This window comes from Rhodanobacteraceae bacterium, assembly GCA_016713135.1.
In the GTDB taxonomy this organism is placed as follows: domain Bacteria; phylum Pseudomonadota; class Gammaproteobacteria; order Xanthomonadales; family SZUA-5; genus JADKFD01.
Genome location: JADJPR010000004.1, coordinates 98,691 through 116,893, shown reverse-complemented (window position 1 = coordinate 116,893; position 18,203 = coordinate 98,691). Strand labels below are relative to the sequence as shown.

General features: G+C 69.6%; 12 protein-coding genes. 8 read left to right on the top strand and 4 right to left on the bottom strand.

The window, feature by feature from the left end; translation table 11 throughout:
• Positions 1-267 precede the first annotated feature (267 nt).
• Together IPK27_06280 and IPK27_06275 are read left to right on the top strand one after the other, a co-directional pair.
• The gene (locus IPK27_06280; GenBank protein ID MBK8067229.1) at positions 268-1,665 is read left to right on the top strand and encodes a GntP family permease; all 1,398 of its coding nucleotides are present in this window, start codon (positions 268-270) and stop codon (positions 1,663-1,665) included.
• A gap of 422 nt (positions 1,666-2,087) precedes the next feature.
• The gene (locus IPK27_06275) at positions 2,088-3,332 is read left to right on the top strand and encodes a peptidyl-Asp metalloendopeptidase (protein ID MBK8067228.1); all 1,245 of its coding nucleotides are present in this window, start codon (positions 2,088-2,090) and stop codon (positions 3,330-3,332) included.
• A gap of 51 nt (positions 3,333-3,383) precedes the next feature.
• On the opposite strand, the gene IPK27_06270 is transcribed toward IPK27_06275, so the two are convergent.
• The gene (locus IPK27_06270) at positions 3,384-4,010 is read right to left on the bottom strand and encodes a hypothetical protein (GenBank protein MBK8067227.1); all 627 of its coding nucleotides are present in this window, start codon (positions 4,008-4,010) and stop codon (positions 3,384-3,386) included.
• Positions 4,011-4,182: 172 nt separating this feature from the next.
• Between IPK27_06270 and IPK27_06265 the strand changes: the two genes are divergently transcribed.
• Positions 4,183-5,592 (top strand): hypothetical protein, encoded by a 1,410-nt coding sequence (locus IPK27_06265; protein ID MBK8067226.1) that lies wholly within the window; start codon positions 4,183-4,185, stop codon positions 5,590-5,592.
• 88 nt (positions 5,593-5,680) lie between these two features.
• Here IPK27_06265 and IPK27_06260 read toward each other — a convergent pair whose 3' ends face one another.
• Positions 5,681-8,101: a serine/threonine protein kinase gene (locus tag IPK27_06260; GenBank protein MBK8067225.1), complete on the bottom strand. Its 2,421-nt coding sequence runs from the start codon at positions 8,099-8,101 to the stop codon at positions 5,681-5,683.
• On the bottom strand, positions 8,074-8,634 hold the full coding sequence (locus IPK27_06255; protein ID MBK8067224.1) for a sigma-70 family RNA polymerase sigma factor: 561 nt from the start codon (positions 8,632-8,634) through the stop codon (positions 8,074-8,076). Before IPK27_06255 ends, IPK27_06260 begins: the two co-directional genes overlap by 28 nt.
• A 714-nt stretch (positions 8,635-9,348) precedes the next feature.
• Between IPK27_06255 and IPK27_06250 the strand changes: the two genes are divergently transcribed.
• Positions 9,349-11,472, top strand: coding sequence for an insulinase family protein (locus IPK27_06250; protein ID MBK8067223.1), 2,124 nt, complete (start codon positions 9,349-9,351; stop codon positions 11,470-11,472).
• 101 nt (positions 11,473-11,573) lie between these two features.
• On the opposite strand, the gene IPK27_06245 is transcribed toward IPK27_06250, so the two are convergent.
• Complete coding sequence (locus tag IPK27_06245; GenBank protein MBK8067222.1) at positions 11,574-12,419, bottom strand: class I SAM-dependent methyltransferase; 846 nt, start codon at positions 12,417-12,419, stop codon at positions 11,574-11,576.
• 504 nt (positions 12,420-12,923) lie between these two features.
• Between IPK27_06245 and IPK27_06240 the strand changes: the two genes are divergently transcribed.
• From IPK27_06240 to IPK27_06225, 4 genes are read left to right on the top strand one after another with little or no spacing between them, the layout of a single operon-like run.
• Positions 12,924-13,061, top strand: coding sequence for a hypothetical protein (locus IPK27_06240; GenBank protein ID MBK8067221.1), 138 nt, complete (start codon positions 12,924-12,926; stop codon positions 13,059-13,061).
• A 24-nt stretch (positions 13,062-13,085) separates the two neighbouring features.
• A complete protein-coding gene (locus tag IPK27_06235) occupies positions 13,086-13,964 on the top strand; it encodes a hypothetical protein (protein MBK8067220.1) in 879 nt (292 codons plus the stop codon).
• A complete protein-coding gene (locus tag IPK27_06230) occupies positions 13,964-17,056 on the top strand; it encodes a peptidase domain-containing ABC transporter (GenBank protein ID MBK8067219.1) in 3,093 nt (1,030 codons plus the stop codon). Before IPK27_06235 ends, IPK27_06230 begins: the two co-directional genes overlap by 1 nt.
• A complete protein-coding gene (locus IPK27_06225; GenBank protein MBK8067218.1) occupies positions 17,053-18,201 on the top strand; it encodes an HlyD family efflux transporter periplasmic adaptor subunit in 1,149 nt (382 codons plus the stop codon). The genes IPK27_06230 and IPK27_06225 overlap by 4 nt, the downstream gene beginning before the upstream one ends.
• Positions 18,202-18,203: the final 2 nt, after the last annotated feature.

The window sequence follows — 18,203 nt, the reverse complement described above, 5'->3', positions numbered from 1 at the left end:
GGGTTGTGGGTTGTGGGTTGTGGGTTGTGGGCGACGAAGCCGGAATACCTCAGGCCTGTGGGAGCCGACTCTGTCGGCGATCTTTCAAGCAGCCGGCGGGAAGTTCGCGGCTGAAACCTGCTCCCACCGGCCTGCGGTGGACCAGTTCTTGCCGCCCACAACCTGCACCGGGACCCATGACCCACATTGCCCCTGCCCTTTCGTACGCTGTCGACCGCCGCTCCGATCGCACAGACTCGAAGCCTGCTTGATGGCTACCTGGATCCCATGGACCTGCTGATCGTCCTTGCTGCGCTGATCTTCCTGATGGTGGTGGCCTATCGCGGCTACAGCGTGATCCTGTTCGCGCCGGTGGCCGCGCTCGGGGCGGTGCTGCTGACCGACCCGGCGCTGGTGGCGCCGATGTTCACCGGCTTGTTCATGGACAAGATGGTGGGCTTCCTCAAGCTCTACTTCCCGGTGTTCCTGCTGGGCGCGGTGTTCGGCAAGCTGATCGAAGTCTCCGGCTTCTCCAAGTCCATTGTGGCGGCGACCATCCGCGTGGTCGGCGCGCAGCGCGCGATGCTGTCGATCGTGCTGGTGTGCGCCATCCTGACCTACGGCGGCGTGTCGCTGTTCGTCGTGGTGTTCGCGGTCTATCCCTTCGCCGCCGAATTGTTCCGCCAGAGCAACATCCCGAAGCGGCTGATTCCGGGCACCATCGCGCTTGGCGCCTTCACCTTCACGATGGACGCGCTGCCGGGCACGCCGCAGATCCAGAACATCATCCCGACCTCGTTCTTCGGCACCAACACCTGGGCCGCACCGTGGCTGGGCGTGATCGGGGCGATCTTCATCCTGATCTGCGGCATGAGCTACCTGGAATGGCGCCGGCGCGCAGCGGTGGCGGCTGGGGAAGGCTATGGCGACAACCTCGTCAACGAACCCGCACCCTTCACCGGTGGCCAGCTTGCGCACCCGCTGGTGGCGATCCTGCCGCTGGTGCTGGTGGGGGTGAGCAACAAGCTGTTCACCACCTGGATCCCGCAGGCCTACGGCAAGACCCACGAGTTCATCCCCGCGGTGATGGGCAATGCCGCACCGGTGGTGCAGGAAGTGCCGAAGGTCGCCGCGATCTGGGCAGTCCAGGGCGCGCTGCTGGCCGGCATCGCGTGTGTGCTCGCCTTTGCCTGGGGTCCGGTGATGCGCAGTTTCGCCGAAGGCAGCAAGCAGGCGATCTCGGGCGCCATGCTGGCGGCGATGAACACAGCCAGTGAGTACGGCTTCGGCGCGGTGATCGCAGCCCTGCCCGGCTTCCTGGTCGTCGCCAATGCGCTCGGCGCGATCCCCAACCCGCTGGTCAACGAGGCGATCACGGTGACCTCGCTGGCGGGCATTACCGGCTCCGCCTCGGGGGGCATGAGCATCGCGCTGGCGGCGATGAGCGAGACCTTCATCGCCAACGCCAACGCCGCCGGCATCCCCATGGAGGTCCTGCACCGGGTCGCTTCGATGGCCTCCGGCGGCATGGACACCCTGCCGCACAACGGCGCTGTGATCACCCTGCTTGCGGTCACCGGCCTGACCCACCGCCAGTCCTACAAGGACATCTTCGCGATCACCGTGATCAAGACCCTGGCGGTGTTCGTAATCATCGCAGCCTACTACCTGACCGGCTGGGTCTGACGGCGATCCGAGCCGGTCGCAGGCTGCAGAACGAAGACCCTGTGATTGAGTACGCGAAGGACGCAAGGACAAGTGCCGGCGCTGACCCAGCGCTGTATCACGGTTGATTTTCTTCGCGTCCTTTGCGTCCAGGAGCACAGTCCGCGATCTAGCGAGAGTCACCGTTCGATGCGCGAACATGCGCACCGCCAGGAGCGAGCGGAATTCCCAAAAGCGGGACCCCGGCGGTCGCCGCCGCCCGGGCATCGACGCCATGCGGACAACGTACTAACGCACCATCACATTGCTGCAGTACAAGTTGACCTTGGTTTGCACTGGCCGCATCTTGCGTGCGCCCCGGACGGGGCCGGCGGGCGGATGGGGATCCGCGTGGTGCGCCGGCGTCGTCTGACGGGGCTCAACCACACCTGGGGAGTCACCTGATGAAGTTCGTCGCCTCTGGCCAGCGCCTGTCGCTGGCGCTTGCGCTTGCCCTGTTGTCCAGCCAGACCCTCGCTGCGCCGTTCGCGCAGCTGGGCCGCGCCCCGATCGACGCCGCCAATCCGGTGGTTGCCGCCCTGCGCGCGGAACGCAGCACCGCTGCCCTGAACCTGATGCAGATCGACAGTTCCGTGCTGTCGGCCGACAGCGACCGCCTCGAGATCCGGCTGGCCGGCAACCGCACGGTGGTCGCGCGGCGCAGCGGCTCACGCTTCTCGGAGGACGGCACTCTGGTCTGGGAGGGCTACATCGAGGGCAAGACAAACCCGGCCGGCGCGGATGGTCGCGCGCAGCCGGACGACCTGCTGAATACGGTGACGCTGGTGAAGAGCGGCGACGAGGTCGCGGGCACCCTGCGCATCGATGGCCGGTTGCATCGATTGAGTTCGCTTGGCCGTGGCCAGCACGTCCTGGCCGCCATCGATGAGTCGAAATTGCCGCCCGACCACCCGGAGGAATACAAGTCCTTGCCGGTGGCGAACATCGGCACCGAGGATCACGGCAACAAGGCTGCCGGCACCAAGGCGATCTCGACCATCCGGGTGATGGTGGTGATCACCGATCGCGCGAAGACCAAGATCGGCAACATCACCAACTTCGTCAACCTCGCGATCAGCGAAACCAACGCCGGCTACACCAATTCCGGTGTGGAGATCACCGCGCAACTGGCGGGCACCTACACCACGTCCTATGTCGAATCCGGAAGCATGTCGACCGACCTGGCGCGCATCCGCGGCACCACCGACGGCTACATGGACAGCGTGCATTCGCTGCGCAACACCAATGCCGCCGACATCGTCATGTTCGTGATCGACAACGCCGCATCCTGCGGGCTGGCTTCGGGAATCGGCGCCACGGCCAGCACTGCGTTCGCCGCGGTGCACTACAGCTGCGCCACCGGCTACTACTCCTTCGGCCACGAAATGGGCCATTTGCAGAGCGCCCGCCACGATCCGGCCAACGATCCGACGACGACGCCGTATGCGTATGGCCATGGCTACCAGTACGCCGCGGGCGGTTGGCGCACGATCATGGCCTATGCCTGCAGCACCGGCACCTGCAACCGCATCAACTACTGGTCCAACCCGGCCAAGCTGCGCAGCGGTGTGCCGATGGGCACCACCAGCACGCACCACAACCAGCGCGTGCTGAACAACACCAAGGCGACCATCGCCGCGTTCCGCTGACCGCGTCGTGGAGGGCGCTGCTGCGGCAGCGCCCTCCCGCCAGCGTCCGTGTCAGTCTGCAGTGGCGAGCACAAAGTTGTCGAAGGCCGCATTGGTGGCCGCCACCACCGGCGACACCGACAACAGGCCGGCACCGACGGCAGCCGCAAGTTCGCTGTCGCTGGCCTCGCCGAGCAACTCGTGATTGGCGTGGAAGCTCAGGTTCACGCCGCGGCAGACGGCCTTGAGATGCACGCCCTCGGACGGGTCGAAGCCGATCGCGCCGGAGGCCAGCACCTCGCCCTTGCCGCCGCGCACGCGCACGATCTCATAGCTGCCGCTGGCGATCAGGTTAAAGGCATAGAAGCTGCCATCGCCGCCGACGCGGCAGGCGATGCCGGCGCGGGACTGTGCCTGCGAAGCCGACAGACGCACGTCGGCTTCCACCACCATGTCCGCCGACGGGCTTGCGGCCGGCGCGGGCGCCAGCGCATAGGCCATGTTCTTCAGCGGATTGATCAGGTACTCGCTGCCGACCACGGTATAGACCGCGGTCAGGTCGCCCGAAACATCCGAATCCGGCCAGCCGCCGATACTGTCGAAATCGTGCGTGTAAACGGCCTGCTGCGCAGACGCGGCGGACGCGAACGCGAGGGCAAGGGCGAAGACGGTGGCGATGCGGGTGGACTGGCGCGACATGACGGATCTCCTGTGGGGTTCGGGCGCCGGGTTCGACGTCCTTCGCCTGGCTCATGCGCAATCCCGCGGCAGATTCTCCGCCGTCGGTTGACACCGGGCCCGGAGGAAAGCTCCGGAGAAAACCGCACCGGACTGCGCATGAGCGGACAACCCCATTGCGGACGCTGACGCCATGTACCGTGCCCTGCTGCAGACCATTGCCTTGATCACCCTGATCGCTGGCCGAGCGCCGGCCGAGGCAGGCCCTTTGCTGGACCCCTCCTGGGGCACCGGCGGCGTGCGCACGCTGGCCACACTCGGCGGGTATGTCGAAGGAATCGGTTCCTGTCCCCACGCCAACGGCAGCATCAGCCTCATCGGCTACCGCGCGACGACTGCCACGCTGGTGATCGTGCGCCTGACCGCGAGCGGACAGTTCGACACCGCATTCTCCGGCGACGGCGTCGCCGAATTGCCGATCGGCCAGGCCTTCGACATCTCGCGCTCGGCCGTGTCCTGTTCCGGCGTCGGCAACAGCGTCCCGGAAGACGACCGTGCGATGGTGGTCGGTGTCGCGCCCGGGGCCTACGACCTGACAGTCGCAGCGCTCCTCGACCTGCACGCGGGCAGCTTCGACAGCCAGTTCTACCTTGGCGGTCCTGGTCTGTATGACCTCGGGGGCGTGCTGTTCCCGCCGCAGAACCAGGTCAGGCCTTATCCGATTACCCGCGTCCAGGGGGTTTTCCCCGGGCCGGCCGGAGGCTGGTTGGTCGCCGGCCAGTTCGACGGGCACGCGAGCGGCGTTCCGGCGGGCTTCATTGCGCGGTTGACGGCCGGCGGCGCCGTGGATGCCATCACGCAACCCATCGTCGCCGGCTTCACCAGCCGCAACCTCAGCACTGCGCGCGTGGGGGCCGATGGCGACATCCGCGTGCTCGGCGACGGCACTTACGAGGGCGGCTACACCTGGGGCCTGCTGCGGCTGGACCCCGCCTCGCTGCAACCCATCGCGCTCTCCGACCATGGCGTTGCCGACATCTTTCCGCTCGCCTTCTACAAGGGCCGCCAGATCGGCGGCGGCCTGATGGTCGCCGCGGCGCTGCAGTTCGACGCCAGCCCCTTCGGAGCGAGTCCCTGGCTGATGGTGGTGCGCGGCGACGAGGTCAGCGAGGTCGCGCTGCCGGCTGCACCGATGGCCGACGGAGTGCCGCTGGGGCCGAGCGGGCTGCCGGGCAGCGCTGCCGCCACTGGCGCCGCGGGGAACCGGGCCGTGTTTGCGATGGGCCTGCGTTCGCTCGACCAGGCGATCGCCGGCTATTACGTCGCCATGGTTCAGCTTGGCGATGGCGCCGGGACACCGGACGTGGTCGACACACGCTTCGCTCGTGACGGCGCGGGCAGCTTCCGCTACCGCGTGTCGCCGACCAGTTGCGCCCCGACGGCGACGCCCCCGCAACGCTTCGCGAACCTCAGTTCCTGGGGCGATCGCACCCTGCTCGTCGGCAGTGTCGCGCCGGACTGCGCGCCCACCGGCGACGGCTGGATGCTGTCCGCGCGCTTGCTGACTGACGGAGAGACGCTGCACCGGGACGGGTTCGAATGACGCAATGCGAGTGGAAGCTGCAGAACCATCCCGCCGCGAGCTTCTTGCCTCGTTCCAGGCACTTTGTCATTGTCTTCCCGGCAACCCGTCAGCGGCAGGTTTGCGCCAGCTGCCGGTAAAGATCGCCCAGTGCCGGGAGCAACTGCGGGTCGGCCAACACCCGGGTGAGGAGTTCGGACGAGTGCTGCTTCCCGGGAGCGTCGCTGCGCGCACGGCAATCGAGCGCGTGGATGATCAGCTCGGACTGCGCGATCGCTGCATCCTCGTCGCCGCCTTCACGGCGCGCCGCGAGCGCACTCTCGCCGCGCGCGCGCGCATCGCCGGCGTCGCCTGACAAGGCCAACACCAGAGCGAGGTCGTTGTCGACCGTCGCACGGCTGGGATGGCCGGCCGGGAACAGCTTGTCGCTTTCGTCGGCAACTGCGCGCATTACCCGCAGGGCGTCGTCCAGCCGGTCCTGGATCGCCAGCGCCAGCGCCAGCGGATGGCCCAGCAGCACGCGTACCGTGTGCGGCGCGGTGAACACCCGCTGGGCGCGTTCCCAGCCCAGCTCGAAGTGCGCCAGTGCCTCGCCGTGCGCGCCGCGCCGCTGGGCATTGCGCCCGAGCATGCGCAACAGGCGGATGCTGTCCGGGTGATCCGGCCCATACAGGGACTGGGTCAGCTTCTGCGCTTCCAGCAGGGCGAGATGTCCACCCGCGATATCGCCCTGCGCGGTGCGGATATCGCCGAGGTTACGCAGCGTGTGTGCCAGTTGCCCCTGGTCTGGCAGTTCCATCGCGCGCAGGATTGCCAGCGCCTGGTCGAACTCGGCCAGCGCCTGATCCGGGCGCCGCTGGTACTGGTGCAAATTGGCAAGGGAGGAATGCAACTCGGCCTCGAACGCATCTCCACGCAGGCCCTGGGCGGTGCGCATCCGGAGCACGCCTTCGATGGCCGCCTGGGCCTCCGGGTAGCGACCCAGATCCTGCATGGCGATCGCCTGTCCGTGCAACGCGCGCTGCTGGCCGTCGTATTCCGCGGCGCGCGCGTAGGCGTCCGCAGCCTCGCCCAGCAGTGGGATCGCCTGTGCCTGGCGGGAGAGTTCGAGGAAGGTGGCGCCCACCGATTCGAGCACGCGTGCGCGCACCAGCGGCGGCTGGTCCGGCATCTGGCGCAGACGGCCGACAGCCTGGTCGAGCGCCTCGCTCAGGGTCAGTTCCTGGCCCTGCGCGCGCGAGGGATCGGCGCTGCCGAAGACATTGGTGATCAGCTCGGTGGCCTGCTCGGCCACCGCGCGCTCGCGCTCGCTGCGTCGCAGCTCCTGGTTCAGGCGCCAGATGAATCCGCCCGTCAGCACCACCAGCAGCACCACCACGCCCAGCGAACGCCAGTGCCGGCGCAGGAACTTGCGCCCGCGGTAGGCCAAGCCACCGGCGTGCGCCTGGACCGGCTCGCCGCTGCGCCAGCGCGCCAGGTCTGCCAGCACGGCATCCACGCTGGGATAGCGCTGCGCCGGTTCCTTGCGCAACGCACGCAGGCAGATCGCGTCCAGGTCCGTATCGATGCGCCGCGGATCCGCCACACCCGCGGTGCGTGCGGCGCGACCCGGCGGCGGCGGGTCCTGCTCCAGCACGGCCCGGAGCAGTGCGGCACCGTCCAGCTCAACGAACGGCGGCGCGCCTGCCAGCAACTCGTAGAGCAGCACCCCGAGCTGGTAGACATCCAGGGTGGCGCTGCCAGGCGTGCCCGCCACCTGTTCCGGCGCGGCATAGCGCGGCGTCAGGGCGCGCGTGCCGGTGGCGGTGGCGGTCTGTTGCGACAGCAACCGGGCGATGCCGAAATCGAGCAGGTGCGGCACGCCGTCGCGGTCGACCAGGATGTTCCCAGGCTTGATGTCGCGATGCGCGACCAGCATCTGGTGCGCGTGCGATACCGCGGCGGCGACCTGCTCGAACAGCGCGATCCGCTGCTCCAGCGTGAGCGGGTGGGCGCGCAGGTAGCGGTCCAGCGGCTCGCCGTCCACGTACTCCATGACCAGGTAGGGGATGCCGCCGGCGCTCTCGCCAGCATCCAGCAGTCGCGCGATGTTCGGATGGACCAGCCGCGCCAGGATCTCGCGCTCGGCGACGAAGCGACGGCGCCAGTCGGCATCCTGGCGCGAGCCATCGATGACCTTGATCGCCACCTGGCGCTCGAAGCGGCCATCCGCGCGCTCGGCCAGCAGCACGCGCACCATGCCGCCGCGGCCGATCTCGCGCAGCACCCGGTAGCCGCGCTCGCCGCCAAGGTCATCCGGCAGCACATCGGCTGGTGCGGCCACGGCATCGAGCCCCGGGCCCGCACTGGCCGCGAGCATTTCCAGCAGCTCATCGACCAGGTCGGGATCGCTCGCGCGCAGTGCATCCAGTGTCTGCGCGCGGCCCGCGCCGTCGAGTGGATGCACCCGGTCGAAGGCCGCGCAAAGGCGGCGGTAGCGTGCGGCCTCGGCTGCCGCAGGCGCTAGCGTTGCAGCGTCTTCAGCAGCCATGCGCGTGCGCTCTCCCACTTGCGGTTGACCGCGCTGGGATGCAGCTCGAGCGCCGCGGCGGTCTGCTCGATGGTCAGCCCGAGGAAATAGCGCAGTTCGACGATCCGCGCCTGCTCGGCGTCCAGCGCCTCCAACCGGCGCAACGCGTCGTCGAGTTCGATCAGATCCACGTCCGGTCGGCTCGGCAGGTCCAGCAGCTCATCGAACTGCACCCGCTCCAGCCCGGATCCGCGCTTGTCCGCGGCGCGCCGGCGCGAACGGTCGATCAGCGCCTGGCGCATCGCGCGCGCGGCGCAGCCGAAGAAGTGCCGCCGGTTGTCGAAGTCCGGCTCGGCGTCGCCGACCAGGCGGAACCAGGCTTCGTGCACCAGCTCGGTGGCCTGGATCGACTGGCGCGACCACTCGCGCCCCAGTTGCGCCGCGGCGAGACCGCGCAACTCGTCGTAGAAACGGCGCAGAACCGCGTCGCCGGCGTCCGCCTGGCCACGACGCCACAGGGCAAGCAGGGATTCGGTGTCGTTGGAAGCAGCCATGGCGGGATATTACGCGGGCGGCCGCCCGCAAAAATGCACCGACGACGCTCACCTGACCTTTGCCACTGGCCGCACACGCCGGCGGCTCTATGCTGGCGTCCTTTCGCGCCACCGATCCGGAGCCCCGATGCGCATCCTTCTGCTGGCCCTGCTGATGCTCGCTTCACCCGCGTGGGCAGCCGCACCCGAGTCGGCCATCGATCCCGCCGACCTGACCATCCCCAGCGAGACCTTCACGCTGGACAACGGCCTGACCGTGGTGGTGCACGAGGATCGCAGCGTGCCGATCGTCGCGGTGCACGTGTGGTACCAGGTCGGATCGCGCAACGAGCGCCGCGGGCGCACCGGCTTCGCGCACCTGTTCGAGCACTTCTTCTTCAACGGCTCGGAGAACCATCCGCACGGCTTCCGCGAGGCGATGGACGACCTCGGCGCCAGCAATCGCAACGGCACCACCAGCACCGATCGCACCAACTTCTTCGAGGATGTGCCGAAGTCCGCACTGGAACGCACGCTATACCTGGAGGCGGACCGCATGGGCTTTCTCGCCGGAAATTTGTCGCCGGAGATGCTCGAGCGCGAACGCGGGGTGGTGAAGAACGAGAAGCGCCAGGGTGAGAACCGCCCATACGGTCGGGTGTGGACGCGCATGGCGAACAACTCTATCCGTACACCCACCCTTACAGCTGGTCGCCGATCGGCAGCATGGAGGACTTGGACGCCGCGACCCTGGACGATGTGCGCGAGTGGTACCAGACCTGGTACGGCCCGAACAACGCGATTCTGGTGCTGGCGGGCGACATCGATGTCGCCGAGGCAAAGGCGCTGGCGGGCAAGTACTTCGGCAGCATCGCGCCGGGCGCGCCGACCACCCGGCTGTCGGCCTGGGTGCCCACGCTGGACGCCGACATCCGCGACAGCATGCAGGACCGCGTGCCGCAGGCGCGCATCTACCGCATCTGGCACATGCCCGGCGCCGGCGAGCGCGCAGCCCACGCGCTGGAGCTGTACGCCGACCTGCTCGCCGGCAGCGACAGCGCGCCGCTGCAGCGTGCGCTTGTGTTCGAGCAGAAGCTCGCCACCGATGTCGGCGCTTTCGCCTGGACCAACCAGCTCTCCGGACAACTGATGGTGTACGCCAGCGTGAAGCCCGGCAGCGACGTGGCTGCCACCGAACGCGCGCTGGACGCCGTGATCGCGGAATCGCTGGAGCAGCCTGCCAAGTCCGATGCGCTGGCACGCGCGCGCATGCGCACGCTGGCGCCGATGGTGCGCGGGCTGGAGCGCCTAAGCGCGCGCGCGGCCCTGCTGGCCGAGAGCCAGGCCACGCTCGGGCGCGCCGACGGCTACCTGGACCGCCTGGCCGATTTGCAAACGATCGATCCCGACGAGATCCGCGCGATCGCGAAGGACTGGCTGTCGCGGCATCACTACACCATGGTGGTCGAACCTTTCCCGACGCTGGCGGCGCAGCCCAGCGACCTCGACCGCAAGCGCCTGCCGCCGCTCGCAGCGCCGCCGGCGCTGGCCTTCCCCGAGGTCCAGCGCGAGCGGCTGGCCAATGGCCTCGACCTCGTGCTGATGCGGCGCCCGTCGGTGCCGGTGGTGCAGATGGCGCTGAGCGTCGGCGCCGGAATCTCGGTGGACCCGCAGGCGCAGCGCGGCCTCGGCCAGATGGCCAGCGATCTGTTGCTGAAGGGCACCCGCAGCCAGGATGCCTATGCGCTGGCGGACGCGCGCGACGCGCTCGGCGCCGCGATCTGGACCGAGCACGCGCAGGACGAGACCGTGGTGGCGATGACTGCGCTGAAATCGCAACTGCAGGGCAGCCTGGCGCTGTACGCGGACATCGTGCGCAATCCGGCCTTTCCCGCCGACATGATCGAGGTCCAGCGCAAGCAGCAGCTCGCCGGCATCGCGCAGCAGCAGGCCAATCCCAACGGCATGGCGATGCGCGCGGCCATGCCGCTGCTGTTCGGCGCCGGGCACCCGTACGCGCAGGCAGGCGGGCTGGGCGATGCCGCGTCGGTCGCGGCGATCGACCGCGAGGCGATCGCGGGCTGGCACGCGCGCTGGTTCGTGCCCGCCAACGCCACGCTGATCGTCGCCGGCGACATCGGCATGGCCGAGCTGAAGGCGCTCGCGCAGTCCAGTTTCGGCGACTGGCAAGGCGCCCTCGCCCCCACCCGGCCGATGCCGCCCGCGGAATTCAGCGGCGCCGGCCGGATCTACCTGATCGACAAGCCGGAGGCGCCGCAGTCGGTAATCCTTGCCGGCCACCCGGTCGCGGCCGGTGCGCGCGCCGACGAACTGGCATTGGAAACGGTGATGCGCAATTTCGGCGGCATGGCCACCGCGCGCCTCAATCGCAATCTCAGGCTGGACAAGCACTGGTCCTATGGCAGCTGGGGTGGCGTCAGCAACGCGCGCGGACCGCGCGCGTTCAGCGTCGTGGCGCCGGTACAGACTGACCGCACGCGCGATGCGATGGTCGAGGTGCGCAAGGAGATCGAGGGGCTGGCAGGCGCGCGTCCGCTCGTTGGCGAAGAACTGGAAAGTATCCTGCGCAGCCAGGTCGCGCGGCTGCCGGCGCGCTTCGAGAGCCTGGGTGCACTGGTCGGCGCCGGACGCGAGATCGTCACGCTCAGCCGGGATCCCGCCTGGTACTCGGGTTATGCCAGCGCAATGCAGGCGCTCGACGGCGAGGCGCTGAACGCATCAGCCGCCAGTGTGGTCAAGCCCGATCAGCTGATGTGGCTGGTGGTCGGCGACTTGAAGAAGATCGAGGCCGATGTGCGCGCGCTCGGCTGGGGCGAGGTGGTCGTACTGCAACCCTGAGGTCAGCAGGTGGCGCGTAGGCCGGGGTGGCGCGCAGCGGCTCCCCGGCGCCGTTTGCCGGTGAAGCGCTTGCGCGCCACACCGGCCTAAGCCCGGAAAGCTCAGGCGATGCCGACCACATAGGCCACCCATACCGGCGCATCGAGCAACTGGCGCACCGGCCGCAGCCAGCCGCGCGGACCCTCGCGGGTCGGCCGGATGGTGTGCCGCCAGACCTGCGCGCGGCGGAAGCCCGCCTCGCGCAGGGCCTCGGTCAGCTCCGGCAAGGACCACAACCGCCAGCGGTAGCTGAAAGCATCGTCGATACGCCGACGCGCGCCGTCCGGGTCGCTCCATTCGAAATGGATGCGGCAGTCGATGCGCGCCGTCGCCGCGTCGTACTGGCGCGTCTCCCAGATGTAGTCGAAGGGTGCCAGGGCGCCGGCGCCCCGCTCGCACCCGGGGACGATCGCGTGCCGGTCGCAGCGCGGACGCAGCGCATCCGGCCCGCCGAAAGTGTTCAGTACCAGCACACCGCCTTCTGCCAGACCGCCACGTGCGTGCCTCAGGTAGCGCAGCAGCGCGGCGCGGCTGTGCAGGTAGCCAATGCTGAAGTTCAGCACCGAACACACATCGGCGCGCGGCGCCTGCGGGGGCGCCACCGCGTGCACGTCGTCGGCAAACCATTCGATGCGTTCCGCCCGCCTGCCGAGCAGGCGCAGGGCGCGCGCGCGCCCGTGTTCGACCGTGGCCGGATCGGCATCGACCGCCACCGCACGGCGCCCGCGCCCCTCCGCGACCCAGGCGACCGAGTCGGCGCCGTTGCCGGCAAAATCCTCGCGCAGGATCAGCGCCTCGCGGCCGCCGCGCACGCGGCGATGGATCTCGGCCAGCACCGCCGCCTGCGCGGCGGGATCCTGGGTCGCCCAGCGGTAGCGATCGAGAACTGCGTCACGATTTTCGCGCATCGATGATCTCCGCACCCGCGATTGTCCGTATCGGAGGGATGAGGCAACGGGAACCGGCTGCAATGCAAGCCGCCACCGCAGGCCCACCCCCACATCGGAGACCATGTCATGAGCAAGCAAGCCACCTCGCAGAAGCCGTCGAAACCGGAGGCCAAGGACCTGAAGCCGAACAAGGACGCCAAGGGCGGCCTGTTGCTGCCAGCGGTGCAGAAGGTCCGCGAGGCCGCCGCTCGCGGTGGTTGAATCTGGGCCATCAGTCATGGGCCCACGGCGCCAGCCGCCGACGTTCCTGCTTCGATGAGATACCCAACGGAGATCACGACATGAAGACCAAGACTCCTGCCAAGTCGCCCACCAAGGTGAGCACCAAGCCAAAGGACCTGAAGCCGAAGAAGGAGGCCAAGGGTGGCATCGGCATGCTGCTCCCGGCGGTGCAGAAGATCCGCGGCGGTTGAGACTTCGCCCGGGGAAGCAACCCAAGCCCACACCAACGAGGACCAGACAATGACCAGCAAGAGCAGCAAGACCCCGGCAAAGGCGCCTGCCAAAGTGAACACCAAGGCCAAGGACCTGAAGCCGAAGAAGGACGCCAAGGGCGGCCTGCCGGCGGTGCAGAAAGTGCGCGAAGCAGCCTCCCGCTGATAGGTCGACAGCGGGAGACGCGGCATGCCCTCGCTTCCCGCGGACGCCCGCCGAGCGCTGGTGGTGTTCAGCGCTGGCGGGCAGGAATTTCGGGTCGCCGAGGTACTGGCGACCCTGGCGCCGGACCCGACGGCAAGTGCCCTGGCACCCGGCGCCGATGTCGATGCGGCGCTGGCCGCCTGGCGCTACCAGCGCGACCTGGTCAGTGCCGAGGAGTGCGAGGCCTGGCTGGCGCAGCGCGGCCTCGAATATGCCGACCTCGCCGAATGGATGGCGCGGCGTAGCGCCGGCATCGCACCCGATCCGGAGAGCGACGACATCGACGCGCTGCTGGGCGAGCGCTTCGACCCGCATGCGCGCGAATTGGCTGCCCACGCCGCCATCTGCTCTGAAGTGGGCAACGGCCTCCTGGACCCGCTGCCGGATGCATGGCCGCGCTGGCAGGCTGAGGCGAGCGAGTTTCTCGCGCGCAGCCTCAACGCCACCCTGCGCGAGCGCACGCTGGCCCAGCATTCGGCTGCCCTGACCCGCATGGATTTCACCCTGGTCGAGTTCGACAGCCTGGCCGCCGCGCGCGAGGCGCGCATGTGCGCGGAGCACGATGGCCTGCCGCTGGCTCAGGTTGCCGCCGAGCATGGGTTTCCCGAGCGTCGGATTGACGCGCTCGCGGAGACGCTCGCGCCGGCGATGACCAGCGCGCTGCAGCACGCCCTGCCCGGCCAGGTCTGCCTGGCCACGCTCGCCGATGAGTGCATCGGACTGATGCAGCTGCACGCGCGGTCCGCGCCCTCGCTGGACGATCCGCAGGTCGCCGCGCGCATCGAGGCGATCCTGCGTACGCGGGTGTTCGACGCGCTAATCTCGCGCCATGTGCGCTGGAACTGGCCGCTGCATCGAAGCTGATGACTCACGCTGACGACCTGGCGAGACGCTCGTCGCTGCTGCGCTTCGTCCCCGAGGCGCAGCAGGACGCCGTGCTCGCGCTGTTCGATCGCGTGGACTACGTCTTCGGCGACGAGATCGTGGCCGAGGGTGATTCCGCCGACGCCTGGTACATCGTGGTCAGCGGTCGCGCGCGGGTGCTCCGGCGCCAGCCGGATGGCAGCGAGCTGATGCTCGGGAGACTGCTGCCGGGCGACGAGTTCGGCGAGGCCGCGCTGCACGCGGGCGGTACGCGCAATGCCACGGTGCGCGCCAGCACCAGCGTGGAGGTACTGCGCCTGGCGCGCGAGCGCTTCGCCGAGTTGCTGCGCCAGCAACCGGCGCTGCAACAGGCGCTGGAGCTGCAGTCGCGCTGGCGCACGCTGCACGGTTTCCTCTACCAGTTCAGCGACTTCGGCCGCTTGCCGGCGCCCGCACTGCAGGCGCTGATGGCGGCGCTGGCGCCGCGCCAGGCGGCGCGCGGCGAACTGATCGTGCGCGGGGGCGAAGCCAGCGCGGACCTGCTGATTCTGCGCAGCGGCCGCGCGGTGGCCTGGCGCGGCGACGGCGCGGCGCGCCAGCGCCTGGCGCTGTACCGCGCGGGCGACTGGTTCGGCGAGCGTTCGCTGGTCACCGGCGAGCCGCGCGCGGCGAGCGTGGAAGCGCTGGACGACTGCGAGCTGCTGCAACTCTCCGCCGACGCCGCACGCGAGCTGTGCGTGCGCCACCCCGAGTTTGCCCAACGCCTGGCCGAGCGCCAGGCGCTCTACCTGCAACCGGCCGCGACCCGCGTGCCGCTGGATTTCGCCGCGGAACTGCTGCCGGCCGACGCCACCCGCAGCGCCACCGAGGGCGCGCAGGCGCTGGACGACGATGCGCCCTTCGCCGAAGGTGGGATGTTTCGCCGCAGCAGCGCGCGAATCCGCGGCTTCCCCTTCGTCGCGCAGATCGACCAGATGGACTGCGGCGCCGCTTGCCTGGGCATGGTCGCGCGCCACTTCTCGCGCGAGGTCTCGCTCACCCGGCTGCGCGCGCTGTGCCACACGGGCTTTGATGGCACCAGCCTGTCCGGCCTGTGCGCGGCGGCCGGCGAGATCGGGCTCGCCGCGCGCGCGCTCAAGGTGTCGCCGCGGCATCTGGACGACCTGCCGGTGCCCGCCATCGCGCACTGGCAGGGCCACCACTGGGTGGTCGTGCACGGCGTGGACGCACATCACGTCTGGATCAGCGATCCGGGCCTCGGGCCGCGGCGGCTGCCGCGCGCCGACTTTCTCGCCGGCTGGTCCGGCTACACCGCGCTGTTCGACCACGCGGCAGACCTGTCGCCGACGCTGGAGCCGCCCGCGGCGGGCTTCGCCTGGCTGCGCGATCTGCTTTCGCCCCTGCGCGGCTCGCTGCTGCTGGCGACCGGCCTGGCGCTGCTCGCCAGCCTGCTGACCCTGCTGTTCCCGGTGGCCACCCAGTTCGTGGTCGACCAGGTAATCGTCGATGCCGATGTCGACCTCCTCGCCGCGGTACTCGCGGCGATCGGTGCGGCACTCGTGGGCCTGATCCTGGCGCAGGGCATCCAGCAGTATCTGTTCGCCTTCGTGGCACTGCGGGTGGACAGCGCGGCACTCGATTTGCTGACCCGCCGCCTGCTGGCACTGCCGATGAGCTATTTCCACACCCGGCGCACCGGCGACATCCAGCGCCGCCTCGACGGCGCGCGCCAGGTGCGCCAGTTCCTGGTGCACCAGGGCATCGGCGGCGCGCTGGCGCTGCTGCAACTCGGCGCCGCGCTCGCGCTGATGCTGGCCTACTCGGCTCGCTTGGCGCTGGTGTTCGCCGCCACCCTCCCGCTGTATGGCGCACTGATGTGGCTGTCGCGGCGCTGGCTGCGGCCGCTGTACGCCGACATCGAGGAAGCGCACGGGCGCTATGCCTCGCAGCAGATCGACGCGATCCGCGGCATCGAGGCGGTCAAGGCCGGTGCCGGCGAACTCGGCTTCCGCGACGCGATGCTCGCGGCCTTCCTCCAGGTTTCGCGACAGCAGTTCCGCGGCCAGTTCCTGGTCCTCGCCTACGACAGCCTGCTGCAGGCGCTGGGCCTGGCCACCCTGCTCGCCTTCCTCTGGTTCGGCGCGCAGCAGGTGATCGCGGGCGAGCTGAGCGTCGGTGCGCTGGTGGCCTTCAACAGCCTGCTCGCGCTGGCCAGCGCGGCGCTGCTGAAGGCCCTGGGCGCCTGGGATGAACTGCAGTACGTTTCGGTGCTGCTGAACCGCTTGCGCGATGTGTTCGAGCACGCGCCCGAGCAGGGCCATGACCGCGCGCGCCTGCAGCCGGTGCGCACGCTGGAGGGCCGCATCCACCTGGAAGACGTCGGCTTCCGCTACGGCGGCCCCGGCGCGGCGGAGATCCTGGCAGGCATCCACCTCGAGTTCGCGCCTGGCCGCACCTATGCCCTGGTCGGGCGCAGCGGCAGTGGCAAGACCACCCTGGTCAAGCTGATCGCCGGACTGATCGAACCTACCCAGGGTTCGATCCGCTTCGACCACGTCGACAGCCGCCAGTTGAACCATCGCGATCTGCGCCGGCAGATCGGCTTCGTGCTGCAGGAAAACCATCTGTTCGACGGCAACGTGCTCGCCAATATCGCGTTCGGGGACAGTGAGCCGGATGTCGAACGCGCCCTGCGCGCGGCGCAACTGGCGCACGCGCATGAATTCATTGCGCGCCTGCCGCAGGGCTACGAGACACGCGTGGGCGACGGCGGGCTCGCGCTGTCCGGCGGCCAGCGCCAGCGCATCGCGATCGCCCGCGCGCTCTACCGCGACCCGCCGGTGCTGATCTTCGACGAAGCCACCAGCGCCCTCGACAGCGAGAGCGAGCGCGCTATCCAGGCCAGCCTGGGCGAGATCGCGCGCGGACGCACCTGCATCGTCATCGCGCACCGGCTGAGCACCATCCGCGAGGCGGACGAGATCGTGGTTCTGGAACAGGGGCGGATCGTCGAACGCGGCAACCACGACGCGCTGCTCGCGCGTCGCGGCCTGTATTTTCACCTGCACAGCCAGCAACTCGCCGGCGCATGAACACCGCGCCCGAGTTCGACCGTCCATCCGGCCTGCTGCCGACCGCGCCGCCGTCCCGCGCTGCGCGCGCGGCCGGCGTGCTGCTGCTGGCGCTGGCCGGTGGATTCGCGTTGTTCGCCACCCTGGTGCCGCTGCCGCAGGTGGCGCTGGCGCCGTTCGAACTGGTCAGCGACCAGCCTGCAGACGCCTTGCAGGCGCCGCTCGCTGGCGAGCTGGTGCGGGTGGCGGTGGCCGAGGGCGAGCAGGTCGAAGCCGGCGCAGTGCTGTTCGAACTGACCCATGCGGATCTGCGCGCGGCGCAGTCGCAGCTGCGCCAGTTGCGCGAGCAGCGCAGCGCCGCTGCCGAACGTACCGCGGCGGCCGACCGCGCGCACGCGCAGTTGATGCAGATCCAGCAGACCGAGATCGCCAGTGCGGAGCGTGAGCTCGGCTTCCGTCGCGGCCAGGTCGCCACCCAGAAGGAGCTGCTGCAACGTGCGGAAACGCTCGGGCGCAATGGCGTGGTGGCGGACGTGGAACTGCTGAAATACCGCCTGGCGCTGGCCGAGGCGGAAAAGGACCGCACGCTGGGCGAGCGCGAACTGGACCGGCTGCGCCTGGCGCTGAAACAACGCGAATCCGAGCGCGACCGCGCGCGCGGCGACGAAGCCAGCGAAGCGCGCCTGCTCGACGAGCGCATCGCGACTCTCGAGGCCGAACTCGGCGACAACGACGAGCGACTGCGCCGGGTGCGCGCGCCCTATCCCGCCATCGTCGTGCGCCTGCCCGCGCGCACACCGGGCAGCGTGGTCGCGCAGGGCGAGGTGCTGGCGCAACTCGCGCGGGTCGACGCCACCCTCCAGGCACGCCTGCAACTGCCCGAGGAAGCGGTGCCGCAACTGCGCATCGGCCAGGCCGCCCGGCTGCAGCTCGACGCCTGGCCCTACCACCGGCACGGCAGCGTGCCCGCCAGCCTGCGCTGGATCAGCCCGACGCCGGTGGAGCAAGCCACCGGCCGCGGCTTCATCGCCGATGCGCGCATCGGCGCCACACCGCTCGCCCTGCGCGCCGGCATGCGCGGCGTGGCGCGGGTGGAAATCAGCCGGCGCACCCTCGCCGAGCGCGCCCTGGAGCCGCTGCGCGCGGCACACGAGCGGATGCGCTGAAG